This window comes from Salinirubellus litoreus, from assembly GCF_037335815.1.
GTDB classification, from domain to species: Archaea; Halobacteriota; Halobacteria; order Halobacteriales; family Haloarculaceae; genus Salinirubellus; species Salinirubellus litoreus.
In genome coordinates, this window is the sequence record NZ_CP147841.1 from 1130067 (window position 1) to 1154012 (window position 23946).

At 68.7% G+C, this 23946-nt stretch carries 26 protein-coding genes and 1 tRNA gene; 17 read left to right on the forward strand and 10 right to left on the reverse strand.

The annotated features are described in order from the left end of the window. The first annotated feature begins 184 nt into the window (after window positions 1-184). From WDJ58_RS05500 to WDJ58_RS05510, 3 genes are all read left to right on the forward strand, one after another. Window positions 185-706, forward strand: a complete 522-nt coding sequence (locus WDJ58_RS05500) for a DUF5812 family protein (RefSeq protein ID WP_338916635.1) — start codon at window positions 185-187, stop codon at window positions 704-706. 36 nt (window positions 707-742) lie between these two features. Beyond that, window positions 743-1177, forward strand: a complete 435-nt coding sequence (locus tag WDJ58_RS05505; RefSeq protein WP_338916636.1) for a luciferase family protein — start codon at window positions 743-745, stop codon at window positions 1175-1177. Window positions 1178-1322: 145 nt separating this feature from the next. Further along, on the forward strand, window positions 1323-2675 hold the full coding sequence (locus WDJ58_RS05510; protein ID WP_338916637.1) for an MFS transporter: 1353 nt from the start codon (window positions 1323-1325) through the stop codon (window positions 2673-2675). Window positions 2676-2941: 266 nt separating this feature from the next. On the opposite strand, the gene WDJ58_RS05515 is transcribed toward WDJ58_RS05510, so the two are convergent. Then, the gene (locus WDJ58_RS05515) at window positions 2942-3967 is read right to left on the reverse strand and encodes a DUF7115 domain-containing protein (RefSeq protein ID WP_338916638.1); all 1026 of its coding nucleotides are present in this window, start codon (window positions 3965-3967) and stop codon (window positions 2942-2944) included. 185 nt (window positions 3968-4152) lie between these two features. Between WDJ58_RS05515 and WDJ58_RS05520 the strand changes: the two genes are divergently transcribed. After that, window positions 4153-4287 (forward strand) — tRNA-Met (locus WDJ58_RS05520). Window positions 4288-4439: 152 nt separating this feature from the next. Continuing rightward, window positions 4440-4595: a hypothetical protein gene (locus WDJ58_RS05525; RefSeq protein ID WP_338916639.1), complete on the forward strand. Its 156-nt coding sequence runs from the start codon at window positions 4440-4442 to the stop codon at window positions 4593-4595. Between the two features lie 44 nt (window positions 4596-4639). Here WDJ58_RS05525 and WDJ58_RS05530 read toward each other — a convergent pair whose 3' ends face one another. Next, the gene (locus WDJ58_RS05530; protein WP_338916640.1) at window positions 4640-5959 is read right to left on the reverse strand and encodes a DUF389 domain-containing protein; all 1320 of its coding nucleotides are present in this window, start codon (window positions 5957-5959) and stop codon (window positions 4640-4642) included. Between the two features lie 234 nt (window positions 5960-6193). Between WDJ58_RS05530 and WDJ58_RS05535 the strand changes: the two genes are divergently transcribed. The 4 genes from WDJ58_RS05535 (at window position 6194) to WDJ58_RS05550 (ending at window position 9809) form a co-directional block, all read left to right on the forward strand. Further along, complete coding sequence (locus tag WDJ58_RS05535; protein WP_338916641.1) at window positions 6194-7012, forward strand: manganese catalase family protein; 819 nt, start codon at window positions 6194-6196, stop codon at window positions 7010-7012. A 193-nt stretch (window positions 7013-7205) separates the two neighbouring features. Further along, window positions 7206-7958, forward strand: coding sequence for a hypothetical protein (locus WDJ58_RS05540; RefSeq protein ID WP_338916642.1), 753 nt, complete (start codon window positions 7206-7208; stop codon window positions 7956-7958). A gap of 271 nt (window positions 7959-8229) precedes the next feature. Continuing rightward, window positions 8230-9279 carry an RNA-guided endonuclease InsQ/TnpB family protein gene (locus tag WDJ58_RS05545; RefSeq protein ID WP_338916643.1) on the forward strand — a complete coding sequence of 350 codons (1050 nt, stop codon included), beginning with the start codon at window positions 8230-8232 and terminating at the stop codon, window positions 9277-9279. A gap of 293 nt (window positions 9280-9572) precedes the next feature. Continuing rightward, on the forward strand, window positions 9573-9809 hold the full coding sequence (locus WDJ58_RS05550) for a hypothetical protein (protein WP_338916644.1): 237 nt from the start codon (window positions 9573-9575) through the stop codon (window positions 9807-9809). 233 nt (window positions 9810-10042) lie between these two features. Here the strand turns inward: WDJ58_RS05550 and WDJ58_RS05555 are convergent, their stop codons facing one another. Then, entirely contained in the window at window positions 10043-10324 is a 282-nt protein-coding gene (locus WDJ58_RS05555) for a hypothetical protein (RefSeq protein ID WP_338916645.1), read from the reverse strand. Window positions 10325-10731: 407 nt separating this feature from the next. Beyond that, on the reverse strand, window positions 10732-11196 hold the full coding sequence (locus WDJ58_RS05560; RefSeq protein ID WP_338916646.1) for a hypothetical protein: 465 nt from the start codon (window positions 11194-11196) through the stop codon (window positions 10732-10734). 150 nt (window positions 11197-11346) lie between these two features. Between WDJ58_RS05560 and WDJ58_RS05565 the strand changes: the two genes are divergently transcribed. Then, window positions 11347-11967 carry a DUF6789 family protein gene (locus WDJ58_RS05565; RefSeq protein ID WP_338916647.1) on the forward strand — a complete coding sequence of 207 codons (621 nt, stop codon included), beginning with the start codon at window positions 11347-11349 and terminating at the stop codon, window positions 11965-11967. A 65-nt stretch (window positions 11968-12032) separates the two neighbouring features. Here the strand turns inward: WDJ58_RS05565 and WDJ58_RS05570 are convergent, their stop codons facing one another. The 4 genes from WDJ58_RS05570 to WDJ58_RS05585 form a co-directional block, all read right to left on the reverse strand. Then, window positions 12033-13085 (reverse strand): S66 family peptidase, encoded by a 1053-nt coding sequence (locus WDJ58_RS05570; RefSeq protein WP_338916648.1) that lies wholly within the window; start codon window positions 13083-13085, stop codon window positions 12033-12035. A gap of 69 nt (window positions 13086-13154) precedes the next feature. Then, on the reverse strand, window positions 13155-13430 hold the full coding sequence (locus tag WDJ58_RS05575; RefSeq protein WP_338916649.1) for a hypothetical protein: 276 nt from the start codon (window positions 13428-13430) through the stop codon (window positions 13155-13157). A gap of 59 nt (window positions 13431-13489) precedes the next feature. After that, window positions 13490-14511 (reverse strand): IS630 family transposase gene (locus tag WDJ58_RS05580; RefSeq protein WP_338916650.1). Its coding sequence is split into 2 segments (ribosomal slippage): window positions 13490-14007 and window positions 14007-14511, totalling 1023 coding nucleotides; the frame shifts between segments, so codons are not numbered across the junction. Between the two features lie 45 nt (window positions 14512-14556). Then, complete coding sequence (locus tag WDJ58_RS05585; protein WP_338916651.1) at window positions 14557-14793, reverse strand: DUF7543 family protein; 237 nt, start codon at window positions 14791-14793, stop codon at window positions 14557-14559. Window positions 14794-14891: 98 nt separating this feature from the next. On the opposite strand from WDJ58_RS05585, the gene WDJ58_RS05590 reads away from it, so the two are divergent. The 4 genes from WDJ58_RS05590 (at window position 14892) to WDJ58_RS05605 (ending at window position 17812) form a co-directional block, all read left to right on the forward strand. Next, window positions 14892-15323: a hypothetical protein gene (locus tag WDJ58_RS05590; RefSeq protein WP_338916652.1), complete on the forward strand. Its 432-nt coding sequence runs from the start codon at window positions 14892-14894 to the stop codon at window positions 15321-15323. 237 nt (window positions 15324-15560) lie between these two features. After that, window positions 15561-15821 carry a hypothetical protein gene (locus WDJ58_RS05595; RefSeq protein WP_338916653.1) on the forward strand — a complete coding sequence of 87 codons (261 nt, stop codon included), beginning with the start codon at window positions 15561-15563 and terminating at the stop codon, window positions 15819-15821. A 273-nt stretch (window positions 15822-16094) separates the two neighbouring features. Next, complete coding sequence (locus WDJ58_RS05600; protein WP_338916654.1) at window positions 16095-16706, forward strand: ribonuclease H; 612 nt, start codon at window positions 16095-16097, stop codon at window positions 16704-16706. 110 nt (window positions 16707-16816) lie between these two features. Continuing rightward, the gene (locus tag WDJ58_RS05605) at window positions 16817-17812 is read left to right on the forward strand and encodes an ornithine cyclodeaminase family protein (protein WP_338916655.1); all 996 of its coding nucleotides are present in this window, start codon (window positions 16817-16819) and stop codon (window positions 17810-17812) included. A 39-nt stretch (window positions 17813-17851) separates the two neighbouring features. On the opposite strand, the gene WDJ58_RS05610 is transcribed toward WDJ58_RS05605, so the two are convergent. Beyond that, entirely contained in the window at window positions 17852-18139 is a 288-nt protein-coding gene (locus WDJ58_RS05610) for a DUF7535 family protein (protein WP_338916656.1), read from the reverse strand. Between the two features lie 213 nt (window positions 18140-18352). On the opposite strand from WDJ58_RS05610, the gene WDJ58_RS05615 reads away from it, so the two are divergent. Then, window positions 18353-20377, forward strand: a complete 2025-nt coding sequence (locus tag WDJ58_RS05615; RefSeq protein WP_338916657.1) for a helix-hairpin-helix domain-containing protein — start codon at window positions 18353-18355, stop codon at window positions 20375-20377. 2 nt (window positions 20378-20379) lie between these two features. On the opposite strand, the gene WDJ58_RS05620 is transcribed toward WDJ58_RS05615, so the two are convergent. Continuing rightward, the gene (locus tag WDJ58_RS05620) at window positions 20380-20538 is read right to left on the reverse strand and encodes a DUF7556 family protein (RefSeq protein WP_338916658.1); all 159 of its coding nucleotides are present in this window, start codon (window positions 20536-20538) and stop codon (window positions 20380-20382) included. 317 nt (window positions 20539-20855) lie between these two features. Here WDJ58_RS05620 and WDJ58_RS05625 point away from each other — a divergent pair, with 317 nt between their 5' ends. Beyond that, on the forward strand, window positions 20856-22751 hold the full coding sequence (locus tag WDJ58_RS05625; protein ID WP_338916659.1) for an ABC transporter substrate-binding protein: 1896 nt from the start codon (window positions 20856-20858) through the stop codon (window positions 22749-22751). 128 nt (window positions 22752-22879) lie between these two features. Then, window positions 22880-23944: an ABC transporter permease gene (locus WDJ58_RS05630; protein ID WP_338916660.1), complete on the forward strand. Its 1065-nt coding sequence runs from the start codon at window positions 22880-22882 to the stop codon at window positions 23942-23944. Window positions 23945-23946 lie beyond the last annotated feature (2 nt).

The following is a 23946-nucleotide window of genomic DNA, read 5'->3' on the forward strand; positions in this document are numbered from 1 at the left end:
TCCTCCGCGGGTAGTCACCCCGCACCGGCCCTCCGCTCGCCGCCCGGCATCCCAGGGCTCCCCGCAGTCGGAGTTCCGCTCTCGCCCCGTCCGGCGTCACGGGGTCCCGTTTCCGCCGGTCGTCGCGGCTACCGTGCCCAGGGGACACGAAACGCCGAAGGGTTCAGGGCGACTCCGTGGGACCATGACCGGAGACGACGGGGTCGACCCCGCCGGCGACACGATCGATCGGGAGGCGACCGAGGGCCGGTTCCTCGTCACCCACGCCGACGGCGACTCGGCGGTGCTGAAGGACGTCGAGAGCGGCCAGGTCAACACACTCGCGGACAACCCGGGTGTCGAGGAGCACGACGTCGTCGAGGCGACCATCGCCCCCGAGCCGCCGATGGAGGTTACCTGGCGGGTTCTCGAGGTGCGCGAGCGCCACGCCCTCCGCGTCGAGGAGAGCGACGAACCGCCCACCGCACGGGAACGCGAGGTCGCCGGCGAACAGGACGTCGGCGACCTCGCCCGGCGCGAGCGGGCCGGCGAGGGCGAGATACACGTCCTCACCGTCCCATCGGAGGAGGTCGAGGCGGCGATCGCCGACGTGCTCGAAGACGAGGGGACGCTCGCCCGGGCGGCCAGACTCGGCGTCGCCCGCGTCGAGGTCCGCTCGGCGACCACCGACGAGTACGGCGTCGTGAGCGTCCGTTACATGCCCTGAGCGCGGGTTTATCTCCGCCCGGTGCCTGTACGTGGCATGGCATCCACGTCCACGTCCGTCGCACGGCGAGTCGAGACTGCGGCGACCGGGTGGCCCGGGGTCACCGTCCGCGACCACCGCTTCGGCGGGCGCGAGTTCCGGCTCGGTACCCGCGAGGTCGGCCACCTCCACGGCGACCGCCAGGCCGACATCGCCTACCCGCGGCCCGTCCGCGACGCCGTCGTCGAGGCCGGTCTCGCCGGCCCGCACCACCTCTTTCCCGACTCGGGGTGGGTCACCTACCGCGTCGAGGGTTCCGATTCGGCCGACCGGATCGCCGACCTCCTGCGGCTCTCCTACCTCGTCCACGCCGCGGCGCTCCGACGCCGGGATGACGACCCCGAGCTGGCGGCGCTCGACGTGCTCGCGGAGCTGGACGCGCTCGGGCTCGATCCCGACGTGACGGTCGCCGCCCGCGCCCGCATCGCCTGAGCCCGGATTTCCTCTTACCACACTCCTCGCCAGCACTCCTCCGCGCCACCGTTCCTCCCCGAATTCGCGTGCTCCCACGACCCCGCGTGCGCTCCGCTAGCGGGCGTGCGGGGAGCCTTATGCCGGTGGACGCCGTAGTCGCTCCGTGCCGCGTCCCTCGCTCCCCCTCTCGGACCCGTCCCCTCGTCTCGTGGTGTTCACCCTCTGGTTGCTCGTCTTCGCCGTCGGGACGCAGGCGATGATCATCGCGCCGATCATCCCGCAGATCGCCCTCCAACTCGGTGTCGAGGAGGCCCGCCTCGGGACGCTCGTCACCTCCTACGCGGTCGCCGTCGGCGCGTTCGCGCTCGTCACCGGCCCGGTGAGTGACCGCGTGGGACGGCGGACGGTCCTCGTCGTCGGGACGGCGCTGATGGCCGCCGCGCTGGCACTCCACGGCCTCGCGGGTTCGTACCTCTCGTTGCTTCTCGTCCGGGCGCTGGCCGGCGTCGCCGGGGGTGTCCTCAACGGCGCGGCGATCGCGTACGTGGGTGACTTCTTCGCGCCCGACCGACGCGGCCGGGTCAACGGCTGGGTCATCAGCGGCTTCGCCGCCGGACAGATCGCCGGCATCCCCGTCGGGACGCTGCTCGCCAGCGGCTTCGGCTACCGCGCGCCGTTCCTCCTGTTCGCGGTCTTCGTCGCGCTCGCGCTCGTGCTCGTGTTCGTCGCGCTCCCCCAGCCGGCGGTCGGTCGCGCCGTGACGCCCCTCTCGCTCGGCTCGGCGATCGGCGGCTACCGCGCGCTCCTTGCCCGGCGGGACGTCGCCGCCGCGACCGTCGTCTTCTTCGTCATGTTTGGCGGGAACGCCCTCTACACGACGTTCCTCCCGACGTGGCTCACCGTCACCGTCGGTGTCGGCGCGGGGGCCATCGCCACGCTGTTCCTCCTCGGCGGGCTCTCGAACGCCGTCGTCGGCCCGCTGTCGGGATCGCTCTCCGACAAGCTCGGGCGGAAGCGCATCATCGTCGCCGCCAGCGTCGGTCTCGCCGTCCTGATGGCGCTCACCCCCTTCGCCGGGTCGTTCGCCCTCGTCGCCGGCACCTTCGTCGTCGTGATGGCGCTGTTCGCCTCCCGGGCCACCTCGTTCACGACGATGCTGACGGAGCTCGTCGACGGCGACCAGCGGGGCTCGCTCATGTCGCTCACCGTCGGCGTCGGACAGGTCGGAATCGGCGTCGGCGGCGCGCTCGCGGGCTCGGTCTACGGGAGCGTCGGCTACACCCCGAGCGCCGTCGCCGCCGGCCTCTCGATGCTCCTCATCGCCGGGCTCGTCGTCGTCTTCCTCCCGGCGACCGGGCCCGTGCCCGGTGCGGTGTCCGGGCCGACCGCACCGATCCCCTCCGCACCGCCGACGGCCGATCGGCCGGTACCCGGCACCCCCGTCGATCGCCCCGACCTCGCTCCCGACGCGCTCTGCGGGCCGATGGCCGAGTGTGGCTACCGGGACGACGACTGAACGCGACCGATACGTCCCCCTCCCCCACCCTTCCCCTCTCCCTCGTGTCCGTCCACCTCGCGGGGTTAAGCGGATCCGCCGCTCGGGCCGAGCGCTCCTCGTCGATTCGATACGGCCGCTACGACCCCGCTCCCGACCGTCCCGATATGGTACGCCCGTTCGCCGTCGGTCCCAGGTGGACAACGAGCTACCGAGAACGGGATCGGGAGTGTCGATCGCGGACTCGCCTCCACGCGAACGGGTGATTGCCGTCGGGGTCTCGGGCGTCAGCGGCCCTGTCGGAGCTCCTGGACCAGCTGTCGGATGACCTCGCCCTGGTGTTCGAGCAGTTCGTTCTGCCGTTCGACGGCCGCGGCGAGTTCGGAGAGGCGCTCGGCAACCTCCGGCGGGACCTCACCGGCCGGCGCGGGCGTGTCGTATCCGTCCGCCTCGACCGTGCTCGATCCGTCGCTCTCCGTCCCTGCCCCCGTCAGATCCATCGGCTCCGGATCCACGCGGCCGAGGATGTTCCCCTCCTCGTCCCCGTCGTCGGTACTCGCGGCCGCGGTCCCCGCGTCGGGGCCCGCTGCGCCTCCACCGTCGTCCTCCCCGCCGAGGAGTTCCGCGAACTCGCGCTCCCCGACCGTATCGTCATCGGCCCCCTCGTCCGCCTCGTCGGGGGCGACGGCGGCCTCGAACTCGGCGGGCGAGGAGACGCCGTGGAACTCGAAGGCCGCCTCCTGTATCGCCCGCTTCACGGTGCCGGCGTGCTCGTTGGGGACCTTCACCCGCTGGGGGTAGCCCGCGACCTCGATCGAGACCTCCGTGGCGACCGCACCCTCCTCGAAGTCGAGCCCGGTGAGGTCCGCGTACGGCGCGATCTCGAACTCCTCGTCCCAGACGGCCTCGCCGACGTGCTTGACCACCCGGCGGTCGGTGACGACCAGCGTGAGTTCGCTGAACCGGTAGGTCCCCCGGACGGCCTCGTCGGCCTCGATGACCCCCGCGGTCCGGAGGACGGCGGTCAGCAGCGGGACGAGCACCTCGTGGGTCCGCCCCGAGGGGACGGTGAAGTCCTTCACCCCGTCGACGTACGCCAGCCGGAACGTCGTCTTGCGCCGGCCGCTCCGGAGTTCGAGCCGCTCGACGTCGTGGGGGTACGCCGAGACGGATTCGTCGCTGAGCAACCCCTCCGCACGGTAGACCAGCGTACGGGTCGGGGTGAGGAGGACCGCGTCGTCGCCGCCGATCCCGATCCGGGTGAGGACCCGCTCGCCGTCGAGCCGCGACCGAACGAGGTCCGGGTGTTCCATGCCCCCACGCATACCCCGGTCGCCAATAAAACCGGAGGTGGATACGCCCTCCGTCAGCGCCACGGCTCGTTCCCCCGCGTCCGGCCACCCCTCCCTCCTGGGGCGTCCGCTCTCGTCCCTGACGCCCCGTCGCGGTCGGCGGATATGAGAGGGTTTAAGACCGCGACCGGGGTACGATGAGACGCGCCCGGGTGGCTTAGTTGGACATAGCGCCGCACTCATAGGGTTCAGAGACACGGCGTCCACCGCGGCCCACGAGGCACGCCACGCCTCGAACCTGGGTCATGCGGAGATCGCGGGTTCGGAGCCCGCCCCGGGCATCGCTTCTTTCGGCGTCGCCTCCCCACGAGCCACCGCGCTCGCCGTCGCCACGCCCCCACTCGACGGCCGACGTAGCACGGCCATGGACTCCCCCTGTCCTCTGTGACCGGACGGAAACCTACAGGACGTGGGCGTCCGTACTACTCGACGAATGGTACTCTGTGACCGCTGCGGGATCGGCATCGACACCGAGGAGGAGTACGTCGACCTGGCCCACCACCACCCTCACCTGACGTTCGACAGCCGGTTCTGTTCGGTCGACTGCACCATCGCGTATCTCGAAGACGGGCTCCTCGAGGGCGGTTGATCCCGAATACCTCGGTTCGCCCGGCGAGAACGTCGGTACGGGCCTCACGACGGCGCGGGCTTCCGGATCGCGCCGACGTTCCCCGACGGTGACGAGTCCACCGTTCGGGTCTCGACGAACTCGACGGTGACCCGGACGTCCCGGCCCGTCCGCCGCTCGACCCGGCTCTCTATCCCGTCGGCGAGGTCGGAGTAGGACCTGTCCGCCGCCCGGCTCACGGTGACCGTCACCTCCGGCGTGGCGCGACCCCAGGTCCAGCCCCCGTACGTCGCCTGCACGTCTCGCAGTGTCAGGTCCTCGTACGCCGGCTCGGAGAGCGTCGCCTCGACCTCCTGGTCGACCTGCCACGTGAACGCGACGTTCGTTCCGGTGAGGACGCCGACACCGACCGTCGCCACCAGGACGACGGCGAGCATCGCGTACACGGCCGTCCGACGCTCGTCGGGGATCGACTCCCGGAGCGACCGGTCGCCGATCCCCCACGTCGGTCGGTACCCCATCGCGACGAGGGTGAGGAAGGCACCGACGTTGATCGCCAGGACGTTCACCAGCAGCAGGAGGAACGCCCCGAACGCGAACAGCGGGATCCCCCACGCGCCCGCGAGTCCGACCGCGGCCGCCGCCGGGATCAGCGCCGCGGTGATCATCACGCCGATGAGCGCCGTCGACTGCTCGGTCGTGTACCCGAACGCGCCGACGACGCCCGCGACGCCCGCCCCGACGGTCGAGAGCAGCGACGGGGCGAGCCGGAACCCGGCGAGTTCGAGCCCCGTTATCGAGAGGCTCGGCGGGACGACTCCCGTCGTCCTGACCACCCAGGCGAACGCGCCCGCGCCCACGACCGCGAGCCCGAGCCCGAGGGCCTGCTCGCGGAGGCTCGCCGCGAACAGGTCCCAGTCACCCAGCACCATCCCCGCCGGGGCGGCCAGCGCGGAACTCGCCTGCGGGGCGATGATCATCGATCCGATGAGCAGTGCCGGCTGATCGAGGAGCAGACCGGCCGCCGCCGCGATAACGCTCAGCAGCGTCCCCACGTAGTAGAGCTGGTAGGGCCACTGTATCTCGCGTATCTTCGCCTGGAGCTCCCACTTCGAGAGCTGTCGGAGGCTGTCGGCGTACCGCTCCTGGAGGTCGGTGAGGTTCGGCGACTGGGCGAACTCCACCCCCGTCATGACGGTGTAGGAGTCCTCGTCCACCTCGAGGAGGTCGTCGAGCACGGCCGACGTGGCCGCCGTCGGGACGGCGAAGAAGAGGTGGACCTCGTCATCGTCCTCGATGGTCGTGTAGTCGATCTCCTCCTCGTCTAGCGACGACATGATCGCCTCCCCGTCCTCCTCGGCGACCTGAACGTGTAACTCTCGCACGTCTATGCCTCCCTCGAGCCGGGACGCAGTTGTAGGCGGTGCTTGCTGACGCACCCACCTTCTCCCCCGGAGGAGCCCGTGAGAGTCACTGGGGTGGAGTCGGAGCCAACCCCACTTCCCGACGCCGCTCTCCACCGACCGAGGGGCCGACAGGCCGCCGGCTACCTCCGCCTGCAGATGAAAGCTCGTCACCCTTGCTCGTTCTCCTCCTCGGCTCGGTTGGAGAGATCGAAAATGTTCTTCCACGAACCCGAACTGCAGTTCGAAGTCGAGGTAGAGGAACCGGATCCGTACTTCGCCAAGATGCTCCAGCAGGCCGTCGGCGGGGCCGAGGGCGAGATGCGCGTCGCGCTCCAGTACATGTTCCAGGCGTTCGCCGTCCCCACGGACAAGAAGGAGTATCGGCAGCTTCTGATGGAGACGGCCGTCGAGGAGCTGGGCCACATCGAGATGCTCGCGACGGCCATCACGAAGAACCTCGAGGGTGCGCCCGAACACCTCCGCGAGGAGGCCCGCGAGGACGACGCCGTCATCGACGCGATGATGAGCGGCGGCCAGCCCCGCCAGGCCCTCTCGGCCGGGCTGCACGCGATGCCGGTCGACAGCAACGGCGTCCCGTTCACCGGGAACTACGTCGTCGCCAGCGGGAACCTCGCCGCGGACATGTACGCCAACGTCATGGCCGAGTCCACGGGGCGGCTGCTCGCCACCCGCCTCTACGAGATGACCGACGACCAGGGCATGAAGGACATGCTCTCGTACCTCATCGCCCGGGACACGATGCACCAGAACCAGTGGCACACGGCGCTCGACACGCTCGACGACCACGTGCCCGTCCCCGCGAGCTTCCCCCAGGAGAAGGAGAACGGGGACGTCAACTACACGTTCATGTCCACCTTCAGGGACCGGCACGAGGACCCCGACACGCCGTGGACGAACGGCGACTCCCACGACGGGAAGGGCGACTACTCCTACGGCTACCAGCCGGGCGGCGGCGAGCCGGACGTCACGGAGATGCTCGAGGAGATGTACAACGAGGCCACCGGGGAGTAGCTCCCGGATCTCCCACCGGGGCACCCGGGACGACCCGCCGTCCGAACACCACCTTCCTGTCGCGGCGCACCGGACGCCGGGCGTCGAACCCTTCGAGCCAGCGGTCGCCTCGGCCGTGCGGTCGACCGCCGGCGGACCGACCCGGCAGTGGCCGGCGACACTGACTTCCCACCTCGGGACCACACGCCGACCCGTGAACGAGTCACTAGGCGCGGATTCGGGTACGGGAAGCTACGGGGAATCGAGCGACAGCACCGGCGAGAAGGTCTTCGAGTACGCCTCCGAGTACGGACCGACGGACCTCGACGAGCTCCGCGAGCTCGCCAGCTCCGGCGCGATCACGGGGCTCGGCGGGGCCGTGACCGTGCTCCGGGGGCTCGGGTCGCTCCGCCGCGGCGAGACCGGACGCGGGCTGTTCCGACTCGCGACGGGCGTGCTGCTGCTCGCCCTCGCGGTCGCCCAACGGCGGACCCGGGACGAGGGGTCCGGGGGACGCGGGACCGGCACCGCCGGTGTCGACCAGACGGACGTCACCGGTAGCACCACCGACCTCGAGGACGTCAGCAGCGGACTGGATACGGACGAGGGGAGAGGGACCGACGCCGACCCGGCGAGTGTGGTCGACACCGGCTCCGACGTCGAGGACGTGAGCACCGGCCTGGACGCCGAGGATCGCGACGCGTCCGTCGACGACATGGACCGGACCGACGTCGCCGACACCGGTCCCGACGTCGGCGGGATCGACACCGACCCGGATCCGGGCTCCACCTCCCAGGAGCGAGCCGACCGGAGTGACCACGGGAGCGACACGGAGGGGGATAGGGACACCGACGACGGGGGAGCCGGTGTCAGCACCGACTCGGGTGAGGTAGGCGTCGAGGAGGAGACGAGCGACGGGGTCGGTGCGGACGTCGACACCGACGACGAGGACGAGGAGTCCCGGTAGTCCGTCCGGGAATCCCACCGCGGTCGGCGAATACGAACACGAGCGGCATAATCCACCTGACGGTCCTCCCGCGAGCCCGGGCGCGATGCACCGGGCGGCGCGACGGGAGCTTCCGACGCCTCTCGTCCGGACTGCCTTACAGAGATTCAAGGAGAATGCCTGACCCTTTAGGGTCAGGATGAATCCGACATTCCATTTCACTAACCACTGTCGATAGCACAGCCCGATATTCCAACAGTTTCTTAAGATAACACATTCAATTACATTTGTAATGGTCACGGTGACTGTCACCGCGAAGTTCCACAACCCATCCCTCTCACGGCGGAAAGAGTGGCAACACGCTACTCACCTCTACCGTGATACCAAGCAGTTCTGTATCGACGGGTGGGAGAACGGCGACTTCGACAAGTCCGTGACCACGGCCAGCATCGACAACGGCCTCTACTCGGCTCTCCAGAACCAAGCCATTCGAGAGGCAAAATCCGACCACAACAAGGACGGAGAGGTTCGCTACCGAGAGAGTCAGCCGTTCGCCGTCAACAACCAGAACTGGGAACTCGGCACGACCGAGAACGGCACAGTCGTCGTCGGCTTCCCGTGCGTCTCCCAGTGGTGGTACACCCCGATAGCGGTGTACGACGATATTGCCGACCCTGTAGACCGGCTGGTTGAGGGTGACGCCGACAAGACCCGCCTACAGGTCTACCGTCGCGGAGACGACTGGTACTGTACGTTCAATATCGAGTACGAGACGGAGCCGACAGGTGAGACGCCTATCGGTGTCGATATTGGCGAACGACACATCCTCGCGGTGACGGCCTACGGTGAGGGTAAGTCGATGCTGGTGTCTGGTGGTGAGGCGAAGTACGTTCGACGCAAATATCGTTCCCTACGCGATTCGCTATCGAAAGCGGGTGCGCTTCGCGCACGCAACCGTGTGGGTCACAAAGAACAGCGTCGAATCAAAGACCTGAATCACAAACTCTCCCGTCGCCTCATCACGTTCGCGGACCAGTTCGAGACCCCCGTTATTCGGATGGAAAACCTCGAAGGTATCCGCGAGAACAGTTCGTGGTCGGGCGTTCACTCGTGGCACTTCCACCAACTCCAGCAGTTCATTACCTACAAGGCCGAACGCGCTGGTATCCGCGTCGAGACGGTCGATGCGTATCACACCAGCCAACGATGTTCGGTGTGTGGTTCGATGGGAACCCGTGATGGCGACCATTTCGCGTGCTCGGAGTGCAACCGTGGACGCCACGCCGACCTGAACGCTTCGGAGAATATCGCACAACGGGAGGGAGAACCATGCACGGGCTAACGCGTTGGGCGAGTCGAACCGTGCTACCTCGCTGGTTGAACAGCCAGCCGTCTTCGACGCCCGCTGTATGCGGGGAGGAAGGCCCCATTGACAGGGCTACACGCGCTGGAAAGCACACCGTTGGTCACAACTCGGTGGCGACCGTCGACGTTCCACGCGAAAGCGTACTTGAGAACCGAGGAAACGCGCAACCCGAATATCCACTTCGTGGATTCCCGCGTCTTTAGGCGCGGGAGGATGTCAATTCGGCAAGCAGCAGCTACTCCCCCCTGTGGACCCTCGCCCGTGATGCGATGGCAAGATTCACAGACGACGACCGTGGCCGAGACGTCGTAACGTCGGACGGAACCCGCGTCGGTACCATCAACCAGGTCGACGACGACCGCGCGACGGTCGACCGCGACGACGACGAGAGCCTCACCGACAAGATCAAGGACATGCTCGGCTGGGACGACGACGACTCCAACGAGATCCGGGACGAGCACGTCGACCGACGGGAGGACGATCGGGTCCACCTGCGCCAGCACTGAGCGTCACGGCTCAGGCACGGACGTCGAGTCGGGACTACACCACCCTTTCTTCGAGGATCGAGAAGGCGAGAGCCCGCGAGCCGCCGCACTCGTCTCGGCCGCGAGTCACGCCGTCCCGTCGGCTACCGTCGGACCCCCGCTCCGCCGTCGGCCGTGAAAACTGATCCCCTCGGTCCTCCCCGACCCCTCGCGAGACGAGACGGACGAGGACCGGAGCTCGCCTGTGCGACGCGCTACTCCGAGTCCTCGATCTTCTCCACGATCCGTTGCGACTTCTCGGCGGCCTCCTTCTCGTCGGAGACGGCGTCGACCGGGACCAGCACGCTCTGTACCTCCCAGTCGTCCCCGTCGGACTCGTGGCCCGTCCGGACCTCGCTCCCCTCGCAGACCGACTCGGCGGGGTTTCTCGCCCAGTCGGGCGTCCGGATCTCGTCGAACTCGTCCGGATTCTCGTAGCGAACGTGGTAGTAGTCGTCGCCCTCTTCGGTCGTCTCGACCGGAGTATACCCTGCCATGGCTCCACTTGTCGGGGCTCGACGGAGAGTCGACTGCCAGCCATCGCAAGGCCGTCCCGACGTCGGGCCACCGCGTCACGGGAACCCGCGTCCGGGAGCCACAGAGCCGCGCCACCAGGCCCGGGACTGGGTGTTGGCGTGAGTACCCCACGTTCGAGCACGACCTGGAGAACAGCCACTTCGCGGGGAACGAGCCGTTCGATGTGCTAGATGAATCGCCGGACGGGAAGGACGAGGCTATTCGACACACGAAATCCGGTTCGAACGCGCTGCGCGGTCGGGTCCGACGGTAGTCGACGGGACCGCCGTCTCACACGGGTCGTCGTCTCGTACGGGCCATCGCGGTGATCCGTCGGCGATCACCGACCCGACCCGGCGGTCGCCGGTAGAGAGCTACGAGGATCCGTTCAGTCGCCACTCCCGGTCGCGTCCTCGTCGTCGCTCCACTCCTCCGTCTCGTCGAGGACCCCCTCGTGATCGTCGCCGGCCGCGTCGTGGACGCCGCTCGCGTCCCCGCCGGCGTCCACGCCGTCGAGCGACTCCCCGGCCGGGCCGCCGTCGACGGCGTCGGCGGTGACACGGAGCGCCTTCGTCGCGGTACGGTTGCCGACTTCGCTCACGACGACCCGCTTCGCGAGGCCGGTCGCGCCGCCGTCGTCGACGATACGCTTCGCGAGCAGGCGACCGACGGGGCGGCCCAGCGTGTCGGACAGGTGGTCGAAGTCGATCGGTTCGTCCGCCGGCTGGTCGGCCAGTATCGCCTCGAAGTCGATGGCGTCGTGTATCTCCCTGGCGACGTCGGCGGTGAACACCGCGTCAACCGTCCGCTCGAACGCACTCGTCCCTCCGTCGTCGTCGGCTGAGTCTGTCATGATAGGGTGTCGACCGCCGTGACGGCGGCCACGGATCGAAGGACGTGTGGCTCCCGGATACTGGTGTGGCCTGCGAGTGCAACCGCTAGGCGGTGACGCCGGGGCACTCGCAAGCACAACGCCGTCGGGGCTCCCCACCTACCATCGCCTATGACTCGCTCGAGCGATCCGATCGTCGACGAATCGCCGAACGCGGGTGTCCGGGGGGAGGAGAGCCCATCGGAACGGCTCTCGCGGGCGGTCGAGGACCGCGTTCCCGGCGTAGAGCCCGGCCACGACCCCGGAACGTGGACCTCCGTGTTCCGCGGCGCGGAGGGGGGTCTCGTGGCGACGATCGTCATGACCATCTTCCGGATGCCGGTGTTCAGAGCCCTCCCGCCGACGTCGGAGTTCTGGGGCCAGTACGTCGGCGGCGGCCCGGCCGAGGAGTACACCGCTCCGGGTCTCGTCCTCCACCTCCTCTACGGTACGGTCGGCGGTACGGTTCTGGGGGTCCTCTTCCCGCACATCGACCGGCGTTCCCCGGCGCGGACACAGGCGACCGCACTCCTCTCCGGTGTCGTCTACGGGTTCGTGCTCTCGGCGTTCGGCGTCCGGGTCATCTTCCGGCACCTCCTGAACCGTGAACTCGACGAGGAGGACGTCCTCGTGTTCCACGTCGCCCACGTCGTCTACGGGCTCACGCTCGGGATGTGGCTCGGAAAGCGGCAGTCGCGCGGTGAGGCCTACGAATCGCGGAAGGCCGGCGACGAGACCGCTCCCGCCCGGTAACGACTGACGTTCGGAACGGGGAGACGCGGCCATCGCACGACACCACCTCCGGGGCACGGGCCCTCTCAGAGGAACCCGACCCGCCCCGCCGACGGGTCGACCACCGCCCGCCCGCCTACCGGGACCGGGACGACGGGATGGGTGTGGCCGACGTCGAAGTCGAGGACGAGCGGGGCGTCGGGGTTGTACTCCCCGACCACCGCCGTCACGGCCTCGTGCTGGCGCTCGCGGTACTCGGCGCGGGCTTCGGGTCCGGGGTCCGAGAACGGATCGCGGGCCTTCGCCCGGCCGACGAGGACCGCGCCGACCCGCCCGAGGACGCCCCGTTCGCCGAGGCCGAGTAGCATCCGGCGGACCTCGCCCTCGCCCGGCCGCTCCTCGCTCGTCTCCAGCAGGAGCACCGCGCCGTCGAGCGACTCGACGGGAGGCATCGTCCGGTCCGCGGCGAGGACGGTGTCGAGCACCTCGAGACACCCACCCCAGACTCGACCCTCGACGCGGCCGTCGCCGCCACGCCAGGTCCACCCCGGATTCGGTTCGCGTTCGAGGGGCTCCTCGAGCGTTTCGGGCTCGGCCCACTGCGGGTCGTCGTCGGAGAACTCCACCGCCGGATAGGTCTCGCCGATCCGCTCGTCGAACAGCGCCCGCTCGAGGAACTCGATCGTGTAGTCGAACGGACCGCCCGCACAGCCGAGGTCGGTCATCACCGTCCCGCCGTAGTAGGAGACGAGGCCGGCCTCCCAGAGCGCGGTGTGGAGGTGGGTGTTGTCGCTGATGCCGAAGAACCGCGTCGGGTGAGCGGCGAGGACGTCGGCGTCGAGGTGGCGGAGGATCCGGACCTGATCGTTCCCGCCGATCGTCGTGAGCACGGCCCCGACGTCGGGGTCGCGAAAGGCCCGCTCGACGTCGCGTGCCCGGGCGGTGGGGTGGTCGTAGAGCCACTCGTCCGACCGCCGGGCCGTCGGGAACAGCACCGGTTCGAGACCGAGGCGCTCGCGTAGCGCCCGTAGACCGCGATCGAGGACGTGCGGGAACCGCGCGGCCGACCCCGAGGCGGGGGCGAGGACGGCCACCCGGTCACCGCGATCGATAGGCGGCGGCGTAACGAACTCCGTCATACCCCGACCCGGACCCGGAGCGACAAACGGGTTCGGGTCGACCCACACTCCCTGTCACGGTCCCCGGCGTCACCCCGTCGATCCGGGCGCACGGTCCCGCCCGAACCGGTAGCCGAGGGCGAACACGAGCAGCGGCGTCACGAGGTACGTCACCAGCGAGACGAGGAGTCCGTAGGTGGCGACGGTCCGCCCGACCGTCCCGAACCGCGGGAGCCACCAGGGGGACCCGCCGTCGGTCCCTATCGTGCCCACGACGACGGCGTCGATGGTGCCACGAACCACGATCGGAACTGCGAGGAGGACGGTCAGCGCGGCGGCGTACCGGAGGGTTCGAGTGGAGAGCACGCCATCGGATTCGGGGGGTCGACCGGTAGGTCTTCGGGTGGTAGTCGACCGATTCATACTCACGGACATAAGTACGTGAAAGCATTCGGAGGTTCGATGTCGTCAAGGGCAGACAGTGCAGCCTCCTGAAGTTCATCCAGCACGTCGAATAGGCGGTTGCCGAGTGCTTGATTGAGTCGCCTCCAGCACTCTTCTACGGGGTTCAGCTCCGGTGAACCCCGTGGAAGGTAGCATAGTTCGATCGGAGTGTCTTCGACGAATTCCTGCACTGCGTTCGCCGTAAAATACGAGGCGTTGTCCAAGACAACGCAGATCTTCTCACCGAATTCGTTCTGGAGTGCGTCAAGTAGACGGATTGTTGTATCGCTGTTGAAGTTCTCTGCACATGGGAGAAAGAACGTCTCACCGGAACCGCTCACCGCTCCAAGCAGCTTGATGCTGTCCCACGCGCCCGTCACCGGCAGTGACGGGCGCTCGCCTTCAGGAAACCACGCATAAATCAGCTTCGAGAGGACCTGTCGCGTCTGATCTACTGCGAGAACTGTGTAGTCGTCGTCCAGATCGTCGCGCTTTTTTTGAACCCCTCTTGCCAGGCCTCCTGTGCCCGTTCGTCAGACTTGTAGTATTCCGGCCGGGCTGTCTTCCAGGACAGCCCGGCCTCGGACATCAGTCGTCGGACGTGACGTTCACAGTACTCAACGTCGAACTCCTCGGAGAGGTAGTGACGCGCCAACGGAACAGACCACGCAGGCGCGTCATATCCGACTTCCTCGGGTGACTCGTGAAGAGCCTCAACGAACTGCTCGTGCTGTTCCTCAGAGAGTTCGGCCGGTCTGCCTTCTCGTGGTTTGTCGTAGACAACCTCCTCGAACGGCTCATCGGCGAGCCGTTCGAGTCGAGAGAACCATTTCGAGGCCCAACTGCTAGAAAATCCGTAGAGTGCGGCAGCATCGGTTTGCGTCAGATCGTCGATCTCCTTGTAGGTGATCGCAACCATGAGCCGCTTTGTCGCGTCGGCATCATCGACCTCCGCCAAGATCTGGCGGAGGTCTTCGACAGAGACGTTCTCCAACCTCGCCATACTGCTCCTTGTCGCTGGACTTCCATGAAATTTTAGCCCTCAGTATCAGTCCGGCGTGTAGCGTTCGCGCCAGACGCGAGCGCGGTCGGTCGCCGCCTCTCGGTTCGTGTAGGTCTCCCGCTCGTAGGCAGGGCCCTCGGGGGCCTGTTCGAGCGCGTCGAGCGTCACCGCCCACTCGTCGGCCGCCGTCCGGCGGACGACTACGCGGACGAACCGGTCGGGACGTTCCCACTCCGTCCGGTCCTCGTCGTCGTCGACGACGTGCCACTCGTCCGCGTCCATACGGGGGCGTGCCCGCCAGCCCGCATGAACCCACCGGCACCCGCGGCGTCCGTCCGCCGCCCCGACAGCCTCAAGCGCCCGCCACGACGAGTAGGGACGTGCAGTCCGACGACCCGACGGTCATCCGGGTGCTCGCGGTCCACGCCGACGACGTGGTCTCGGCGCTGGAGGCGAACGCGAGCCGCGACGTCCGGGCCGTGCTCCGCGTGACGCCGCCGTTCGCCGGGCGGATGCGCGCCAGGCTCCACCTCGCGGGTGCGGAGGGGGGGTACGACACCCAGCCCGAACCGCTCCACGTCCCCCCGGAGCGGCTGGTCGAGGACGACGCGCTCGGCTACCCGACGCCCGACCGGACGGCGGACGAACTCCGATCGGAGTCGGGTGACGCGTTCACCCCCAGCGACCACCGCGAGTACCACACGCGACGGGTCGAGGAGTGGCGCGAGACCGTCCGGACGTCGATCCGCGAACGGGCCGCGATACCGACGCCGACCGGCCCACACGAGGTGCGCGTGGCGACGCTCGGGTGAGCACGCGCGTCCGCTCGCCCCGGTTCGGGTCGATCACGGCCCACGATCGCCATTCATGACTGATATATTAACTATGTCCGAAACGGCCTGAGGTATCTTTATAAAAGTTTTAGACGTCTCTGGATGGGCCGTAAAACGTCGGATGGTCGCGCCGAGGAGTCGTGAAACGTGCCGAACTCATCCGAAGGCTCTCACCGATATATGGGGGTGGGGTACTATGGGAGGAGTGAGGCCGCAATGTCCACGACGAACCCCTCCAACTGGATCGACGAGGAGACGACCACCGTTCGCGCCGCCGCCCGGGCCACCGCCCGGCTCGGCTCGACCGCCGTCAGACCGGTCCGTGCCCTGGCGTTCTGGCTGGCGGTCGTCCTCCCGTTCGCCTACCTCTCCCTGCTCGTGGGCGGCATCGGGACCGAGTCCGAGCTGTTCACGTTCGCCGGACTCGTCGCCGCGAACGCGGTCGCCCTCCTCGTCGGTCACGACCACCACCGCTGAACCGCCCGAATCGCCCGAATCGCCCGAATCGCCGGGTCCCCCCCACGGCCTCAACGGATCCCTCTCCCTACCCTCACTCCCGGTAGTGACGACCCGGCATCGGGACCGTCTCGTCCCGTTCCGAAGATGCCCGTCCACGGTGGACGGCAAGGGCGTAAATCGAGCGTGAGCGCCGATCCGCTCCGGCCGCTCTGGCATTATTCGGCGACAGCAGACGGGTCGCCTGCGTGGACGTGACACAGGTTTAAGTAGTCGGGGTGCCGACGGCCATGTATGGCCGTCTCCCATCGGCCGGCCCTTCGGAACCTGTTCGACGACTCGCCCACCCCTCACATCGCGCACCCTCCCCACACTCACCACCGGGACTTCTACCTCGCAGCCGACGGCTCGTTCCGGGACTCGGGGGAGGGCGGCCTGGGCGTCATCATCGAGACCCGCGACGGGCACCGCGTCGCCCGGCTCTCGCTCCCCGACCGGGTACCGAACAACAACGTCGCCGAGTACCGGGCGCTCCACCTCGGCCTCGACGTGCTCGCGGCGAACGCACCCGCCTCCGCCCGTGTGGGCGTCCTCGTCGACCACGACGACCTCGCGGCGAACGTCAACCGGGCGACGCTCGCCGGCCGTGAGAGCGACTATCGGCCCCCGCACCCGTTCCGCGTCCCCCGGGCCGCCGAGCACCACTGGCGGGGCATCCGCGCCCGCGTCAACGGGTTCGGCGAACTCAGGGCCGCCCGCATCCGCTCGGCCGAGAACCCCGCCCACCCGCTCGCGAACACCCCCGAGCGGTTCGCGCACGTCAACCGGGAGTCCGGGCGCGGCCGCGCTCGCGAGGAGGAGCAGGTCCCCCCGCCCTCGCGGGCGAACCGGCACGCCGGGGACTAGGACCGGCTCTCCCCACCCCAGTCGAGCGGCCGTTCGGGGCCGCTCCCCGTCGGCACCGCCGGTCGGGGCGGATGATGGCAACTAAGTCCGATGGATAATATCCGGGAGGTATGGAGACGCTCCTGCTGAACCCCTCGGACGTCGTGGCCAACGCCCGCATGGCCGAGGTCATCCCGGCGCTGTCCGACGCTTTCGCCGCCTACGAGCGCGGCGACGCGCAGATGCCCGCGAAGTCCTACATCGACCTCCCGCGATACGACGGCGACTTCCGGTCGATGCCCGCGTACCTCGACGCCGGCGAGTGGGAAGCCGCCGGCATCAAGTGGGTGAACGTTCACACCGACAACCCCGACGAGTACGACCTCCCGACCGTGATGGGGACGATGATCTACTCCGACCCGCGGAACGCGTTTCCTCTCTCGGTCATGGACGGGACGTCGCTCACACGCATCCGGACGGGGGCCGCCGCCGCCGTCGCCACGGATCACCTCGCGGTCGCGGACGCCCGCTCGCTCGGCATCGTCGGAGCGGGGGTCCAGTCGTACACCCAGCTGGAAGGTATCGCCGAGATACGGCCCATCGAGGAGGTCGTCGTCTCCGACATCGACGAGGCGGCCGTGGCCCGGTTCATCGAGCGCTACGAGGACGACTTCGACGTCCGCGCGGGCTCGATCGCGGAGGCCGCCGCCTGCGACGTCCTCTCGACGGTGACGCCCGTCGAGGAGCCGATCGTCCCCCGGTCGGCGCTCGGCGAGCACACCCACGTCAACGCGATGGGTGCCGACGCCGCGGGGAAACACGAGCACGAGGACGAGACGCTGCTCGACGCCAAACTCGTCATCGACGACTTCTCACAGACCACCCACTCGGGGGAGATCAACGTGCCCTGGAGCGCGGGCGTGCTCTCCGAGGACGACATCTACGGCGAGCTCGGCGAGATCGTCGTCGGCGACAGACCCGGACGCGAACCCGGCGACGGCATTACCCTCTTCGACTCGACCGGGCTCGCCATCCAGGACGTCGCCACCGCGCACGTCGTCTACGAGCACGCCCGCGAGAACGACAACGGCTACCCGTTCGAACTGGTCGACACGCGGATCAGATAGGGTGCGTGTCGGGTAGCGGTCGCGCACCCGGGCTGCCGGTCAGAGTGCCCGCCCGCGGCGTCGACGTCCCGCGCTCTCGCCTCCCGTGCTCCCGTCGTCGCCGACGAACGCCCGGAGCGCCCTCCCGACCCGCCACACCGCCCAGATGACGACGGCGAACGGCAGCAGCGGGACGAACAGGATCACCATCAGTGTCGCGTACAGCAGGCCGATGGTGTGCATCTCGGTGTCGGCCCGGCCGCGGTAGGCGGGCTTGACCGCCCGGATCAGGCCGCGAGCCGCGGAGACCTGGTCGGTGCGCCCGGTGATCTCACTCCCGGTACTCATAACCCTGTTACGTCACGCGAGGGCATAAACGCCGCTACTACCGGGGTAGCGACCGTCACGAGCACGACCTGGGGTTCCCCGGAACGCTCCGGCTCCGACCCTCGCGAATCGCGCCCGGGTCCGTCGTTCGAGGGACCGATCCGCCGGCCCGGACCCGTTCGCCCGTTCCCGAGCCGGTGAAGTTTTGCCGTACGGCGGTCCATCACTCCCCAGATGGACCTCGAGGCCATCCCCGGCGTCGGGGCGAAGACCGCCCGGCAGCTCCGGGAGCTCGACGACCCGGAGGGGGCGCTCGAGTCCGGCGACGTGGCCGCGATCGCCCGAGCGCCGGGCATCAGCGAGGGCCGGGCGGCCCGCATCGCCCGCGCCGCCGTCCGGCACCGCCACGGCGACGACGGGGCGTTCCTCGCGACCGACCGGGCACGGGAGGTCTACCGATCCGCGCTCTCGCTCGTCCAGGACCGGGCGGTCACGGACTACGCCGAACGCCGTCTCGAGACGCTCTACCCGTCGAGCGCCGAGTCACGCATCGAGGAGGTCCGGGCGTTCGTCGAGGGGGCGATGGAACGGGACCCCGATCCGGCCGCCGTCGAGGCGCTCGCGGGCGTCGAACCGCTGGAACCCGCGCGGGACGTCCGGGTTCGCGATCGGTGTCTGGCGACGAACGACGCCGAGACCTACTCGCGGGCCCGCGAGGCGATCCCGGAGGTGAGCGTCGAACTCGTCGACGACGCTCGCGGGCTGGCCGAACTCGCCCGGGGCTACTCGACGGTGATCGCCCTCGACGAGTCGTTCGCCGGCGTCGACGTCGAGGGGGACGTCCGCGTCGAGCCCCGAGCCCTGGAGGACCCCGCCAGCGTCGTCCCCGAGCGGACGCTCGCCTTCTTCGCGCGGAACCGCGACCGGCTCCGCGCCGCCGTCGGCGTCCACCGGACGTCCTCGCTCGACCCGCCGTGTGACCTCGACGCCCTGGAGTCGGCGCTCTCGCGGCTCGAATCGGACGGGACCGTCGCGGGCGACGAGACGCTCGACGCGCTCGCGACGGCGGTCGACGACCTCGACGCCGCCGTGTCGATGGCCGAGAGCGTCGCCAACGACCACCTCCGGACCGCCATCGAGGAGCGCGACGTCACCATCGAGGGGGCGGACCTGCTCTCGCTGGTCGAGCGCGGGGCGGGGGTGGACTCGCTGCTGCGACGGGAGCTGAGCGACGAGTACGCCGAGGCGGTCGACGCCGCCCGGGACCACCTCGTCGACGCGCTGGGCGTCGAGGACTACGCCGCGACCGCCCGACAGGCGTTCGGCGACGAGCCGACGTTTCCCGTCGAGGCCGACGACCGGGTCGTCTCCCGGCTCCGCGAGGAGCTCACCGCGGCGCGGGATCGCCGGGCGACGGGGCTGAAACGCGAGCTCGCGGCCGATCTCGCCGATCTTCGCGAGCCCTCGATGACGCTCGTCGACGCCGCGCTCGACCTCGACGTCGAACTCGCAGTGTCGCGCTTCGCCCGCGACTTCGACTGCACCGTCCCGAGGTTCGGGGGCCGGGGGTTCGAGATCGAGGGGGGACGTTCGCCGCTGCTGGACGTCCCCTTCGAGGCGGTCGAACCGGTCGACTACGGCGTCTCGGGGGTGGCGCTGCTCTCGGGGGTCAACAGCGGCGGGAAGACCTCGACGCTCGACCTAGTGGCGCTGGTCGTCGTCCTCGCACACATGGGCCTGCCGGTCCCCGCGGAACGAGCCCGTGTGGAGCGGTTCGAGGCCCTCCACTACCAGGCCAAGACGCAGGGGACCCTCGACGCGGGGGCGTTCGAGGCGACCCTCCGGGAGTTCGGCGCGCTCGCCGTCGACGGGACGGGAAACGGGAGCGAGAGCGGGAACGGGAACGAGGCGGGCGGTCGGGGACGGCTGGTGCTCGTCGACGAACTCGAGTCGATCACCGAGCCGGGGGCGAGCGCGGTCATCATCGCGGGTATACTGGAGGCGCTCGCGGAGGGGGCGTCGACGGCGGTGTTCGTCTCACACCTCGCGGGGGAGATACGCGACGCCGCGTCGGTCGACGTCGCCGTCGACGGTATCGAGGCCGTGGGGCTCTCGGAGGGCGAACTCGTCGTCGAGCGCTCGCCCCGGAAGGACCACCTCGCCCGGTCGACGCCGGAGCTCATCGTCGAGAAGCTGGCGGGCGAGGGGGACGCGAACGGGTTCTACGAGCGGCTGCTCGAGAAGTTCGAGGGAGCCTGAACCTAGCGCCACTCGTCGACGACGAGCGCGTCGGCAAGCGGTGTGGAGAGCCACGCGTCCTCCCGACAGAGCGCCGCGATGACGAGGTCCGGTCCGTCGACCGAAGCCATCACTTCACAGTCGGGTGTGGTCTCGCCGGCGGCGGTCGGGTCCTGTGCCATGCTTGTTAATAGTTGACAGACATTATATAAACGTAGCGGAACGGTCAGCGGATACGCACGATCGCGGATGTGCGACGACCGGCCCGGCCCGTCGCTCCGCACCGCCGTCACGCTGTCGTATCGGAGCCGTGCGAGTGACCCGGGGACAGTGAAATTCGGATTTCAGCATACGACAGCTATTATCCGGAACCTCCCGAACGTCCCGACGCATACGGTTTCGACCACGCTCGGAGGGCGGGTTGGAAAACCGTCCGCCTCGGCAGGAATGGGGCGGCATCAACGCGCTTAAACGGGCGCAGTCAAAGAGTGAACAAGCCATGACAGACGAAACTAACGTCTCCCGCCGTCGCTTCCTCGTCGCGACGGGCGGGGCCGCGGGTGCTGCGGCACTCGCTGGATGTACCGGCGGTCAGGACAGTACGCCGACGGCCGAGTCGACACCGACGGAGGGCGGTGACGGCGGCGGCGAGACGGCGACGTCCGGATCGACCGACAGTTCGACCGAGGGATCGATGGAGCCGGTGTCGGGCGGGACGCTCCAGCTCATCAACGACACGAACGGGTCGGGCGGGTTCGACCCGGTCAAGTCCGGGGACACGGCCTCCGGGCGGGTCGTCCAGCAGCTCTACGACGGGCTGATGACCTACCCGAACGCGCAGACCAGCCCGGCACAGCTGCTCGCCGAGGGGTACGAGACGAGCGACGACTTCACCACGTACACGTTCACGATCAAGGACGCGACGTTCCACAACGGCGATCCGGTCACCGCCGAGGACTTCGTCTACTCCTTCCGGCGGCTCGCGTTCTCGCCGAACTCCGTCCGGTCGTACTTCATCCTCGACTCGCTCGGCGTGCCGGAGGAGGGTGGCACGGGTGACTACGGCGACGGGGCGCTCGGCGTCTACGCCGAGGACGAGTCGACGATCCGCGTCGAGCTGGCGCAGGCGTTCCACGCCACGCTGGCGATGCTGGCGTACTCGTCGTTCGCCGCCCACCCGAAGGGTATCGCCGGGTCGAGCCCGAGCGACGAGCAGACCGAGAGCGGGGACCCGACGCCGCAGTACCGGGAGTTCCTCGAGGGCAACCCGGTCGGTGCCGGCCCGTTCCAGTTCGAGAACTGGGACAACGGGACCTCCGTCGAGGTCTCCCGGTTCGACGACTACCACGGTCAGACGGCGTACCTCGAGGGCGTCCACTGGCAGGTCATCGAGGACGACCAGGCCCGGTACCAGTACGCGATGAACCAGAACGCGGACTGGTTCACGATGCCGACGGCCAACTACAACCCCGAGAACGTCCAGAACGTCGAGCGGGACGAGCGCGGCCGCGAGGTCGGACAGTACGGCCCGCTCCAGAACGACGAGACGGTCAACTACCTGAAGGTGCCCACGGTCTCGACGTACTACTTCGGGCTCAACACGGCGGCGGTCCCCAAGCCCGTTCGGCAGGCCATCGCGTACGTCACCAACCAGGAGCAGCTGGCCTCCCAGGTGTTCAAGAACCGGCAGTCACCGGCCTACCACCTCACGCCGCCGCTCGTCTACCCCGGCGGGGGGAACGAGTACGACGCCCACGTCGAGGAGTCCTACCCCTACGGCGTCGGCGAGGTCGACGTCCAGGGGGCCCAGCAGGTGATGGAGGAGGCGGGCTACGGCGAGGACAACCGGTTCTCGTTCACGTTCACCCACTACCAGAGCCAGACCTGGAGCGAGATCGCACAGATCCTCCAGCAGTCGCTCGGCGCGGCGTACATCGACATGGAGATCGAGCAGGCCCAGTTCGGGACGCTGCTCGACCGCGGCCGCGAGGGGAACCTCGAGGCGTACACGCTCGGGTGGATCGCCGACTGGCCCGCCCCGGACAACTTCCTCCAGCTCATCTACCCGCCGAACACGTACACCGGCGAGACGGGCGTGCTCGGCTACGTGAACTGGGGTCGTGACGAGGAGACCGAGGCCTCCCAGCAGGCCCGGGAGGCCTACGAGACGGTCCAGGGGAACCTGGCCCCGACCGAGGAGGCCCAGCAGGCCCGCAACGAGGCCTACCTCCGGATCGAGGAGGCCAACTGGGAGGACGTCGTGTTCGTGAACACGTTCCACGGTGCCACCGAGACGTTCTGGTACGACTACCTCCACCGGCCGAAGTTCGGCGCGATGGGGACCTCGCGCCAGAAGCTCAACACCACCTGGAAGGAGGAGTCCGCCCAGGAGTAGACGGGCGGACGACCCGCCCGACGCCCTCTCGCAGCCGACGGCAGGCGTTCGCGTGCGAAAGAGATAATTGCCGCTGACCGAAACCCGATCATAGTATATATGAATTCGATACGCGGAGGTGTCCGGCCGTGAGCCGCTGGCGGTACTTCGCCCGCCGGGTCGTCCTCGCCGTCCCGGTGCTCCTGTTCTCGACGTCGCTGACGTTCCTGATACTCCGGGCCGGCCCGATCGATCCCGTCTCGGCGGTCGTGGGGCTGAACGCGGACCCGGGATTTCGCCTCGACGTCGCACAGAGCATGGGGGTCGTCAGGCAGAACTGCGGGTCGCCGAACCCGTTTCAGGACTGTCGGGTCCCGCTCTGGGAGCAGTACGTCGACTTCATGATCGGGCTGTTCACGTTCGACTTCGGCGTCTCCTGGAACATCTCCCGGGGGACGCCGGTAGCGGAACTCATCGCCTCGCGGGCACCGGTGACGGTCTGGCTGGGCTTCTGGTCGGTGCTCGTCGCCCTGTTCGTCGGCATCCCCCTCGGGTTCTACGCCGGGCTCAACCCGAACACCCTCTCGGACTACACGGCGTCGTTCGGCGGCATCGTCTGGCGGGCGATGCCGAACTTCTGGCTGGGGATCATCCTCGTGGCGCTGCTCGTGAACTCGGAGACGCTCACCTCGAACTTCCTCGGGTTCACGTTCGACTGGTCGAACTGGCTGTTCACGACGAAGGTGACGACCGCCCCGCCGCTGACGAACCTCGACAACCTCTCGAACCTGGGGGCGGCGATCAAGCAGATACTGCCCGCGGCGCTCGTCCTCGGGTCCGCGTCGATGGGCAACGAGATGCGGATCGGCCGGACCGCGGTGCTGGAGACGATCAACTCGAACTACGTCGAGACGGCCCGTGCCAAGGGGCTCGGCCCCCGGAGCATCGTCTGGAAGCACGTCTTCCGCAACGCGCTCATCCCGCTGGTGCCGATCATCACCGCCGAGGCGTTCATCCTCCTCGGCGGGTCCGTCATCGTCGAGCAGGTGTTCGGGATCAACGGCATCGGCAACCTGTTCTTCCGGGCGACGCTCCAGGGCGACCTCCCGCTGGCGGGGGCGCTCATCTTCATCTTCATCATCATTACCCTCTCGATCAACATCCTGCAGGACTTCCTCTACACGGTGATCGACCCGCGGATCGGCTACGAGTGACA

Bases quoted from the DNA above. Each gene is read 5' to 3' on its own strand.
- WDJ58_RS05535 (WP_338916641.1), top strand. From the start codon at position 6,194: ATGTTCTTCCACGAACCCGAACTGCAGTTCGAAGTCGAGGTAGAGGAA.
- WDJ58_RS05500 (WP_338916635.1), top strand. From the start codon at position 185: ATGACCGGAGACGACGGGGTCGACCCCGCCGGCGACACGATCGATCGG.
- WDJ58_RS05595 (WP_338916653.1), top strand. From the start codon at position 15,561: ATGTCCACGACGAACCCCTCCAACTGGATCGACGAGGAGACGACCACC.
- WDJ58_RS05555 (WP_338916645.1), bottom strand. From the start codon at position 10,324: ATGGCAGGGTATACTCCGGTCGAGACGACCGAAGAGGGCGACGACTAC.
- WDJ58_RS05545 (WP_338916643.1), top strand. From the start codon at position 8,230: ATGGTCACGGTGACTGTCACCGCGAAGTTCCACAACCCATCCCTCTCA.
- WDJ58_RS05610 (WP_338916656.1), bottom strand. From the start codon at position 18,139: ATGAGTACCGGGAGTGAGATCACCGGGCGCACCGACCAGGTCTCCGCG.
- WDJ58_RS05615 (WP_338916657.1), top strand. From the start codon at position 18,353: ATGGACCTCGAGGCCATCCCCGGCGTCGGGGCGAAGACCGCCCGGCAG.
- WDJ58_RS05605 (WP_338916655.1), top strand. From the start codon at position 16,817: ATGGAGACGCTCCTGCTGAACCCCTCGGACGTCGTGGCCAACGCCCGC.
- WDJ58_RS05515 (WP_338916638.1), bottom strand. From the start codon at position 3,967: ATGGAACACCCGGACCTCGTTCGGTCGCGGCTCGACGGCGAGCGGGTC.
- WDJ58_RS05625 (WP_338916659.1), top strand. From the start codon at position 20,856: ATGACAGACGAAACTAACGTCTCCCGCCGTCGCTTCCTCGTCGCGACG.
- WDJ58_RS05560 (WP_338916646.1), bottom strand. From the start codon at position 11,196: ATGACAGACTCAGCCGACGACGACGGAGGGACGAGTGCGTTCGAGCGG.
- WDJ58_RS05585 (WP_338916651.1), bottom strand. From the start codon at position 14,793: ATGGACGCGGACGAGTGGCACGTCGTCGACGACGACGAGGACCGGACG.
- WDJ58_RS05620 (WP_338916658.1), bottom strand. From the start codon at position 20,538: ATGGCACAGGACCCGACCGCCGCCGGCGAGACCACACCCGACTGTGAA.
- WDJ58_RS05570 (WP_338916648.1), bottom strand. From the start codon at position 13,085: ATGACGGAGTTCGTTACGCCGCCGCCTATCGATCGCGGTGACCGGGTG.
- WDJ58_RS05525 (WP_338916639.1), top strand. From the start codon at position 4,440: ATGGTACTCTGTGACCGCTGCGGGATCGGCATCGACACCGAGGAGGAG.
- WDJ58_RS05565 (WP_338916647.1), top strand. From the start codon at position 11,347: ATGACTCGCTCGAGCGATCCGATCGTCGACGAATCGCCGAACGCGGGT.
- WDJ58_RS05600 (WP_338916654.1), top strand. From the start codon at position 16,095: ATGGCCGTCTCCCATCGGCCGGCCCTTCGGAACCTGTTCGACGACTCG.
- WDJ58_RS05505 (WP_338916636.1), top strand. From the start codon at position 743: ATGGCATCCACGTCCACGTCCGTCGCACGGCGAGTCGAGACTGCGGCG.
- WDJ58_RS05550 (WP_338916644.1), top strand. From the start codon at position 9,573: ATGGCAAGATTCACAGACGACGACCGTGGCCGAGACGTCGTAACGTCG.